Origin of the sequence: Streptomyces katrae, assembly GCF_000966975.1 — a bacterium.
In the GTDB taxonomy this organism is placed as follows: Bacteria; Actinomycetota; Actinomycetes; order Streptomycetales; family Streptomycetaceae; genus Streptomyces; species Streptomyces katrae.
In genome coordinates, this window is record NZ_JZWV01000509.1 from 1 (window position 1) to 9,231 (window position 9,231).

A 9,231-nucleotide genomic window follows, 5' to 3' on the forward strand; every position below is an offset into this window, starting at 1 on the left:
CCACAGCCCCGCCCAGCCCCCGCAGCCACCACCACCCGTAACCGCCCGGCCAGGGCATCGGCTCATTTGAGAGGGGGAGATCACATCCGATGGTTCTGGTCTGGCTTAAGCGGCCCCCCCTAGAGTTCGGGCCATGACGGTCCTGCCTGACGACGGGCTCTCCCTGGCCGCCGAGTTTCCTGACGCGACACATGAGCAGTGGCAACGCCTCGTCGAGGGCGTACTGCGCAAGTCGGGCAAGGAAGTCTCCGGCGAGGCAGCGGAAGCAGCACTGTCCACGACGCTCGAGGACGGGCTCACCACCCGCCCCCTGTACACGGCGCCCTCGGGCGCGGACGCCGAGGCCCGCACCACCGGCTTCCCCGGCTTCGCGCCCTTCGTCCGCGGCGGCACCCCGGACGGCACCAGCACCTCCGGCTGGGACGTGCGCCAGCGGATCGCCGGCAGTGACCCCGTACGCGTCAACGAGGCGGCACTGACCGACCTGGAGAACGGCACCACCTCCCTCTGGCTGACCGTCGGCCGCCACGGCTTCCCGGCGGCGGACCTCGGCCGCGCCCTGGACGGCGTCTACCTCGACCTGGCACCCGTCGCCCTCGACGCCGGCGCCGAATTCGCCGAGGCGGCCCGCGCGTTGCTCGCCCTGTACGCGGAGCGCGGCGTGGCCCCGGAGGCCGCACGCGCCGCGCTCGGCATCGACCCGCTGGGCCACGAGGCCCGTACCGGCGAGGCCCTGGACACCGCCCCCGCCGTCGAGCTGGCCCGCGAGGCGGCCGCGTCCTGGCCGGGCGTGCGCGCCCTGACCGTGGACGCGCTGCCGTACCACGAGGCCGGCGGTTCGGCCGCCGAGGAGCTCGGGCTGTCGCTGGCCACCGGCGTCGCATACCTGCGCACCCTCACCGAGGGCGGGCTCGGCACCGAAGCCGCCCTCGGGCAGCTGGAGTTCCGCTACGCGGCTACGGCCGACCAGTTCCTCACCATCGCCAAGCTGCGTGCCGCCCGCCGCCTGTGGGCCCGGGTCGCCGAGGCCTGCGGCGCCCCCGCGGCCGGCGCCCAGCGGCAGCACGCCGTCACCTCGCCGGTGATGATGACCCGCCGCGACCCGTGGGTGAACATGCTGCGGACCACCGTCGCCTCCATGGCGGCCGGGGTGGGCGGCGCGGACTCCGTCACCGTGCTCCCGTTCGACAGCGAGCTGGGTCTCCCCGACGCCTTCGCCCGGCGCATCGCCCGCAACACCTCCACCATCCTCCTGGAGGAGTCCCACCTGGCCCGGGTGATCGACCCGGCCGGCGGCTCCTACTACGTGGAGCAGCTCACGGACGAACTGGCGCACGCGGCTTGGGAGTTCTTCCAGACCGTGGAGCGGGCCGGCGGCCTGCCCGCCGCCCTGCGTTCCGGTCTGGTCGCCGAGCGCCTCGCGGCCACCTGGGCGGCCCGCTCGAAGAAGCTGGCCACCCGCCGTGAACCGATCACCGGCGTCAGCGAGTTCCCGCTGCTGTCCGAGAAGCCCGTCGTGCGCGAGGCCGCGCCGGCGGCGCCCTCCGGGGGCCTCCCCCGGGTGCGCCGGGACGAGGCGTACGAGGCGCTGCGCGCCCGCAGCGACGCGCACCTGGAGTCGACCGGTGCCCGCCCGAGGGTGTTCCTCGCCGCGCTGGGCCCGGCCGCCGCCCACACCGCGCGGGCCACGTTCGCGTCGAACCTCTTCCAGGCGGGCGGCATCGAGCCCGTCCACGACCCGGTGTCGGTGGACGCGGCGACGGCCGCGGAGGCGTACGCGGCCAGCGGCGCGGACGGCGTGGCGGTGCTGTGCTCCAGCGACGCCCTGTACGAGGAGCAGGCCGCGGAGGTGGCCGCGGCCCTGCGCGGGGCCGGCGCCTCGACGGTGTTCCTCGCGGGCCGGCCCGGCACCTCGGCCGGCGCCGTGGACGAGTACGTCTTCGCCGGCTGCGACGCGGTCGCCGTGCTGTCCTCCGTACTCGACCGGATGGGAGTCGCGCAGTGAGCGGCATGAGCAGCATCCCCGATTTCTCCGAGCTCGCCCTCGGCGGGGCCGCCGCGGCCACGACCGAGGACCAGTGGCGCGCCGCGGTGAAGGAGTCCACCGGGGCCGCCACGGGCGACCTGGTGTGGGAGACCCCCGAGGGCATCGGCGTGCAGCCGCTGTACACGGGCCGGGACCTGGAGGGCCTGGACTTCCTGGGCACCTACCCGGGCGTGGCCCCGTACCTGCGCGGCCCGTACCCGACGATGTACGTGAACCAGCCCTGGACGATCCGGCAGTACGCCGGTTTCTCCACGGCGGAGGAGTCGAACGCCTTCTACCGGCGCAACCTCGCGGCCGGCCAGAAGGGCCTGTCGGTGGCCTTCGACCTGCCGACGCACCGCGGCTACGACAGCGACCACCCGCGCGTGACGGGCGACGTCGGCATGGCGGGCGTGGCGATCGACTCGATCTACGACATGCGGCAGCTGTTCGACGGGATCCCCCTCGACAGGATGTCGGTGTCGATGACGATGAACGGCGCGGTGCTGCCGGTCCTCGCCCTGTACATCGTGGCGGCGGAGGAGCAGGGCGTCTCCCCCGACAAGCTCGCCGGGACCATCCAGAACGACATCCTCAAGGAGTTCATGGTCCGCAACACGTACATCTATCCGCCGAAGCCCTCGATGCGGATCATCTCGGACATCTTCTCCTTCACCTCGCAGAAGATGCCGCGGTACAACTCCATCTCGATCTCCGGGTACCACATCCAGGAGGCGGGGGCCACGGCCGACCTGGAGCTGGCGTACACCCTGGCCGACGGGGTCGAGTACCTGCGGGCCGGGCAGGGCGCCGGACTGGACGTGGACGCGTTCGCGCCGCGCCTGTCGTTCTTCTGGGCGATCGGCATGAACTTCTTCATGGAGGTCGCGAAGCTGCGCGCGGCGCGCCTGCTGTGGGCGAAGCTGGTGAAGCAGTTCGACCCGAAGAACACCAAGTCCCTCTCCCTGCGCACGCATTCGCAGACCTCGGGCTGGTCGCTGACCGCGCAGGACGTGTTCAACAACGTGACGCGGACCTGTATCGAGGCGATGGCCGCGACCCAGGGCCACACGCAGTCGCTCCACACCAACGCCCTCGACGAGGCCCTCGCCCTGCCGACGGACTTCTCGGCCCGCATCGCCCGCAACACCCAGCTGCTGCTGCAGCAGGAGTCGGGGACCTGCCGGTCGATCGACCCGTGGGGCGGCAGCGCGTACGTGGAGAAGCTGACGTACGACCTCGCGCGCCGGGCCTGGCAGCACATCCAGGAGGTCGAGGCGGCGGGCGGTATGGCGCAGGCCATCGACGCCGGCATCCCGAAGCTGCGGGTGGAGGAGGCCGCGGCCCGCACCCAGGCGCGGATCGACTCCGGCCGCCAGCCGGTGATCGGCGTCAACAAGTACCGGGTCGCCAACGACGAGGAGATCGACGTCCTCAAGGTCGACAACTCCTCGGTGCGCGCCCAGCAGATCGCCAAGCTGCGGCGGCTGCGCGAGGAGCGCGACGAGGCCCGTACGCAGGACGCGCTGCGGGCGCTGACGAACGCCGCCGAGCGCGGGGCCGGTCAGGGTCTGGAGGGCAACCTCCTCGCCCTGGCGGTGGACGCGGCGCGGGCGAAGGCCACGGTCGGGGAGATCTCGGACGCCCTGGAGAAGGTGTACGGGCGGCACGCGAGCCAGATCCGTACGATCTCCGGTGTGTACCGCACCGAAACCGGCGAGTCCCCGTCCCTGGAGCGCACCCGTGCGCTCGTCGACCGGTTCGAGGAGGCGGAGGGCCGCCGTCCGCGCATCCTGGTCGCGAAGATGGGCCAGGACGGACACGACCGCGGCCAGAAGGTGATCGCCACGGCCTTCGCCGACCTGGGCTTCGACGTGGACGTCGGCCCGCTGTTCCAGACCCCGGCGGAGGTGGCCCGCCAGGCCGTCGAGGCGGACGTCCACGTGGTGGGCGTCTCTTCGCTGGCGGCCGGCCACCTGACCCTCGTACCGGCGCTGCGCGAGCAGCTCGCGGAGGAGGGCCGTGAGGACATCATGATCGTGGTGGGCGGTGTCATCCCGCCGGCCGACGTCCCCACGCTGCTGGAGATGGGCGCGGCGGCGGTGTTCCCGCCCGGCACGGTCATCCCGGACGCGGCGCACGACCTGGTGACGCGGCTCGCCGCGGATCTGGGCCACGAGCTGTAGGCGGACGCGGGATGCCCCCGAAGATCGACATCGACGTGTACGTGAAGGGCGTGCTCGACGGGAAGCGCGCGCACATCGCGCGCGCCATCACCCTCGTGGAGTCCACCCGCGCCGATCACCGGACGCTGGCGCAGCGCCTTCTCACGGAGCTCCTGCCCCACTCGGGGAAGGCGCGCCGGATCGGCATCAGCGGGGTGCCGGGGGTGGGCAAGTCCACCTTCATCGACGCGTTCGGCACGATGCTGACGGGCCTCGGGCACCGGGTGGCCGTCCTCGCGGTCGACCCCTCGTCCACGCGTACGGGCGGCTCCATCCTGGGCGACAAGACCCGGATGGAGCGCCTCGCGGTCGACCCGTCGGCCTTCGTGCGCCCTTCCCCCTCCGCGGGGACCCTGGGCGGGGTCGCGAAGGCCACCCGAGAGTCGATGATCGTGATGGAGGCGGCGGGCTACGACGTGGTCCTCGTCGAAACGGTCGGCGTGGGCCAGTCCGAGACGACGGTCGCCGGCATGGTCGACTCCTTCCTCCTCCTCTCGCTGGCCCGTACGGGCGACCAGCTCCAGGGCATCAAGAAGGGCGTCCTGGAGCTGGCCGACGTCCTGGCCGTGAACAAGGCCGACGGCCCGCACGCACGCGACGCGAAGGCCGCGGCCCGCGAACTGTCGGGCGCGCTGCGCCTGATGCACCCGGCGGACGCGGCGTGGACCCCGCCGGTACTGACGTGCAGCGCACGGGAGTCGACGGGGCTGGACGAACTCTGGAACCGCCTGGAACAGCACCGGACGGTCCTGGAGACGGGCGGCCGCCTGGCCGCCAAGCGGGCGGCGCAGCAGGTGGAGTGGACCTGGTCGATGGTCCGCGACGAACTCCTGGAACGCCTGAAGGCGGACCCGGCGGTCCGTGACCTGGCCCCCGCCCTGGAGGCGGGCGTCCGAGCGGGCACGGTCACGGCAACCTCGGCGGCGGACCGGATCCTGGCGGCGTTCACGGGCTGACGGGTGGTGCGGGCCCGGGGTGCCGGGCCCGCGGCGGGTCACGCGAGGTCCGTGGGGTCCGCCTTCCCGATCAGCTCCGGGAGCAGGTCGAGGCCTCGGAGGCGACCGGCGTCCGCCGCGACGTCCAGCGAGCACAGCGTGGTGATCGCCGCTAGTGGTGCGACGTCGATGTCCTCCTCGCCCGTGAGCTCTCCGCCGATCTCGCAGGACACCAGCCGGGGAAAGGCAGTCGGCAGCCGACGGATCACCGTCGGCAGGTTCTCCTCACCGGTCCCGGTGATGTGCAGGACGGTTACTCCTGGCAGGGCCGCCTCCTCGGGGAGCGCATCGAGCGACGAGGCCGGGGCCATGAGGGACTGGAGGGGCAGCGCCATGACTTCGTACCAGTCGGCGGCGGAGACCGGGGCGGACTTGGGGTTGAGCACCAGCCCGAGGAGCCCTGACAGTGCGCCGAGCCCCGCCAACCCGTTCTCGCAGCCCACCTCACCGTTGAGCACGAGCGTCCTGAGGGGGGCTTCCGTGGGCAGCTCCCGCGGCGACCAGCCCATGCCGGCGGGGCCGTCGACGGCCAGGAGTTCCAGCTCGCGCAGTTGCGAGACCCCCCGCAGGTCGAAGTCCGGTCGGCGCGTGGTGATCTCGAGGCGCCGGACCGGCAGCCCTGCGAGCGCGGAGACGTCCATGAGCGCCGGGCAGTCGTTGAGTTCGAGGTGTTCCGGGGCGGACTCCGCCGTCAGGAAACCGAGATCCGACACGGTGGCGCCGCGGAGCATGAGGCGGACGGGGCGGTGGCCCTCCAGGAACCTCGCCAGCGCCCCGGCGGACACGTCGCGCCGGACGTCCAGTCGGTCCGGTCCGATGCTGAGACGCTCCAGTTGCTGCAGCTGTTCATCGGACTGGACGGTGTAGTAGAGGCCTGTCGGGTCCAGCCGGGCGATGACCTCGTCCGCGTAGTCGGCGCAGTCGAACCGCGACCAGGCCCACATGAGCTGAGAACGGACCAGGTGATGGGCGTGCCGGGCGAACCGGGCCAGTACGGGGACGGCCGCCTCCGAAGCCACGTGCGAGGCGGTGATCACCACACGGAAGGCCTCCGTGCCAACGAGCGCATCCGGCTCGGGGAGGAGGCCCAGCACCAGCGGCCCGACCTCGGCCAGAGCCCGGGCCTCGTCCTCGTTGCGCGGCGGGATGAGCGAGGCGGTGCGGGCCTCCACCTCCGCACGCGTCTCGGGCGCGAGCGTGGTGGCGTGCTCCAGGCAGGCCGCCGCCAGGAGGTAGACCCGTGCCTGGGTTCGCCGGTCGGCAGAGCCGTCCCCCAGGGCGAGCAGGTCGCGGAAGATCCCGACGCGTTCGGCCGGGCGGGCGAGGGCGACCGCCATCCGGATGACGTCCTCCCACTGGTCGTCGGCCGCGTGGCCGGTCAGCAGTCCGAAGTCGCCCTCCTCGACGGCTGCGCGCGCGCCGAGGAAGTCCTGGAATGTGCGGTGGACGAAGTGCACCGTGTCGGGCGCCGGTTCACGGAGCAGCCCGCTGCGCTGCAGGAAGTGGTCGAAGACCGCTGGCGCCTCGCCCAGTGCGGCAGCTTCCGGGACGGCGGGCAGGGCCCGGCCGATGATGTCCTCGGCCCGTGAACGGTCCATCTCCGTGCGGCCGTTCTTGATCAGCCAGTACGCCAGCCTCTGGAGCAGGTCAAGCTGCGGCTCCTCCCGGAGGTCCGGCACGCGCATGTCGCGCTCACGGTCGCGGCGGCTGATCAGCATGGAGAGGGCGGCCTCGTACAGGTCTTTGCGGCCGTGCGGGAGGTAGCCGCGCCGGTCGCGGTGGAGGGCGCAGATCAGGCCGCACATCAGGGGGTTGGTGGCGAGCCGGCCGAGGTCCGGCTTGAGGCGTACGGAGGCGAGCAGCTGGGCCTCGTACGCCTCCAGCTCCTTGTCCTCGTCCGTGCCCTGGCGGGCCGCCGCGTGCCCGCGCTTGATGAAGGTGGCGATCTCGGCGGGGCCCATCGCGGAGAGGGTGAGCTCGGTGAAGCCGTCCTCCGCGAGCCAGTCCATGCCAACGGCGGAGGGCCGGGAGGTGACGAGCCAGCGGTTGTCGCCGTCGTACAGGTCCATCAGGTCCCGCAGCCAGGTGCGGGTCCGCTCGCGCTCCGTGTCGGGGACCTCGTCGATGCCGTCGACGAGGAGCAGGCCCCGCCCCGCGGAGAGCACCCGGTGAGCCCAGCCGTCGGGCTGGCTCCCGCCGAGCGGGCAGCCGGCGGCGGTGAGGAAGTCCCGGGGTTCGGGAAGCCGTTCGCCGTGGCGGGTCAGGGTGCGCAGGGGGAGGACAAAGGGGATGCGGTCCTCCAGGTACGCCATCTGCGGCGGGAGGTCCTGACGCGCGGCGGAGACGGCCAGCCACTGCACGAGGGTGGTCTTCCCGGATCCGGCTTCGCCGCGGAGCAGGACCCGGCGGCTGGCGGCCAGGGCCTCGTCGGCGCGCTGAGGAGCACGGTTGTCTGCCAGCCACTTGATCAAGGCAGCGGTCTTGCCGGAGCCCGCTTCGACCCTCACCACGGCCTGACTCCCACCCGCCAGGCCCTGGAGCGCGTCCTGCCCGAGCAGGGTTGCAGCGGCGCGTACGTCGGGGTCCAGGTCCCCCGGCTCGGCCTCCAGCAGGTCACGTGTGACCAGAAGGGACTTCGGCTCCACTACCTCGACCCGCCACGACGACCTGGTCACCTCCAGGTTCAGGTACGCCGCGTCCAGCGGCCACCGCGTCGGGGTGCTGCTGAGGTCGATGCCGTAGATGGTCAGCTTCGCGTGCTTGCGGGCGACGTACGGCAGGTACTCGGCCTCGAACGCCGCGTCCTCCGCACCCGGGAGGGGGTCCCGGCGGATCAACTCGTCCACCTTCGCGGTCAGTTCCGCGATCCCCCTCGTCTGCTCGACCAACGCGTGCGCGACGAACGTGGAGCGCTGGGTGAAGAAGTGCAGGACATGCAGGCAGGCGGCTTCGAGCAGGCGCTCATAGAAGTACGTCCCGTCCGCGGTCAGTTCCCGTTCCGGACGGCCGGCGGACTCCCTCAGCTTCCGCGCGAATGCGGCCGTGCCCAGGCGGACGGCGTCCACGTCGGACATCGTGAGGTCGCCGAGGGCGTGCAGGGTGGCGGCGAGGGCATCGGCCACCGCCTGCTGCTCGTCGGCGCCGACGGGGCGTTCGCCGTGGCGCAGGGCCTGGCGGACCAGTTTGGCCGCCAGGGTGCGCAGGTCGGACTCCGTCAGGGTCCGCTTCTCCCCGCAGAACGAGACGTGGCCGGAGATCCTGATCGGCTTATCGGCCAGACCCGCGCCGGGGCCCTCCGTGACGAAGAGCTTCCTGACGAGCGGGCCGATGGCCGCCGAGGCCAGCCGGCTGCCGATGATCCCGGGCTCCATCTACGCGTCCCCCCGCGACGTCGTGATCGTTGCGGGGGAATCCTATGGCGCCCGGGACGCGGGCGGGCCGAAACGGCCTACGCGTCGACGAGGGCCGGGTCTTCCTCGGACAGGGCCGCGCGCAGGACGCGGGCCTGTTCGGCCGGGTCGTCCGTGGCCAGCAGGGCGGAGAGGACCGCGATGCGGGCCTGGCCGGCGCGCAGGGTGCCGGTGGGGACGGCTCCGGCGGCGACGATGTCGACCGCACCGCCGTGCGTGTAGATCTCGGTGACCGGGCCGGCCGGGACGCGGGTGGTCAGGGCGACGAGCACGCCGCGGGCCACGGCCTCCCGCACCGCCTGGACGATCTCGGGGGTGGCGTTGCCCGCGCCGGTGCCGATGAGGACGATGCCCCGGGCGCCTGCGGCGACGGCGGCATTGAACAGGACCGGGTCGCCGTCGGCGTGGTGCATCACCATGTCCACGCGCGGCGGCAGCTCCGGCATCGCGGGCAGCGGCAGGGCCTGCGGCCGCTGGGGCTGCCGCAGGACGGAGACCTTGCCGAAGCCGACCTTGCCGAGGAGCTCGCGCGAGGGGTCCGCGAACGCGTCCAGGGCCACGGCCTGGGTCTTCAT

At 72.8% G+C, this 9,231-nt stretch carries 4 protein-coding genes and 1 pseudogene; 3 read left to right on the top strand and 2 right to left on the bottom strand.

What is annotated here, in order from left to right:
* Nucleotides 1–133 precede the first annotated feature (133 nt).
* From VR44_RS18580 to meaB, 3 genes are read left to right on the top strand one after another with little or no spacing between them, the layout of a single operon-like run.
* Nucleotides 134–2,005, top strand: a complete 1,872-nt coding sequence (locus VR44_RS18580; protein ID WP_045948655.1) for a methylmalonyl-CoA mutase family protein — start codon at nt 134–136, stop codon at nt 2,003–2,005.
* A 5-nt stretch (nt 2,006–2,010) separates the two neighbouring features.
* Nucleotides 2,011–4,212, top strand: a complete 2,202-nt coding sequence (gene scpA / locus VR44_RS18585; RefSeq protein WP_045948656.1) for a methylmalonyl-CoA mutase — start codon at nt 2,011–2,013, stop codon at nt 4,210–4,212.
* Between the two features lie 11 nt (nt 4,213–4,223).
* Entirely contained in the window at nt 4,224–5,207 is a 984-nt protein-coding gene (gene meaB, locus VR44_RS18590; protein WP_045948657.1) for a methylmalonyl Co-A mutase-associated GTPase MeaB, read from the top strand.
* Nucleotides 5,208–5,245: 38 nt separating this feature from the next.
* On the opposite strand, the gene VR44_RS18595 is transcribed toward meaB, so the two are convergent.
* On the bottom strand, nt 5,246–8,617 hold the full coding sequence (locus VR44_RS18595) for an NACHT domain-containing protein (protein ID WP_045948658.1): 3,372 nt from the start codon (nt 8,615–8,617) through the stop codon (nt 5,246–5,248).
* Nucleotides 8,618–8,694: 77 nt separating this feature from the next.
* Nucleotides 8,695–9,231 (bottom strand): annotated as a pseudogene (locus tag VR44_RS18600) (asparaginase); the annotation flags it as partial.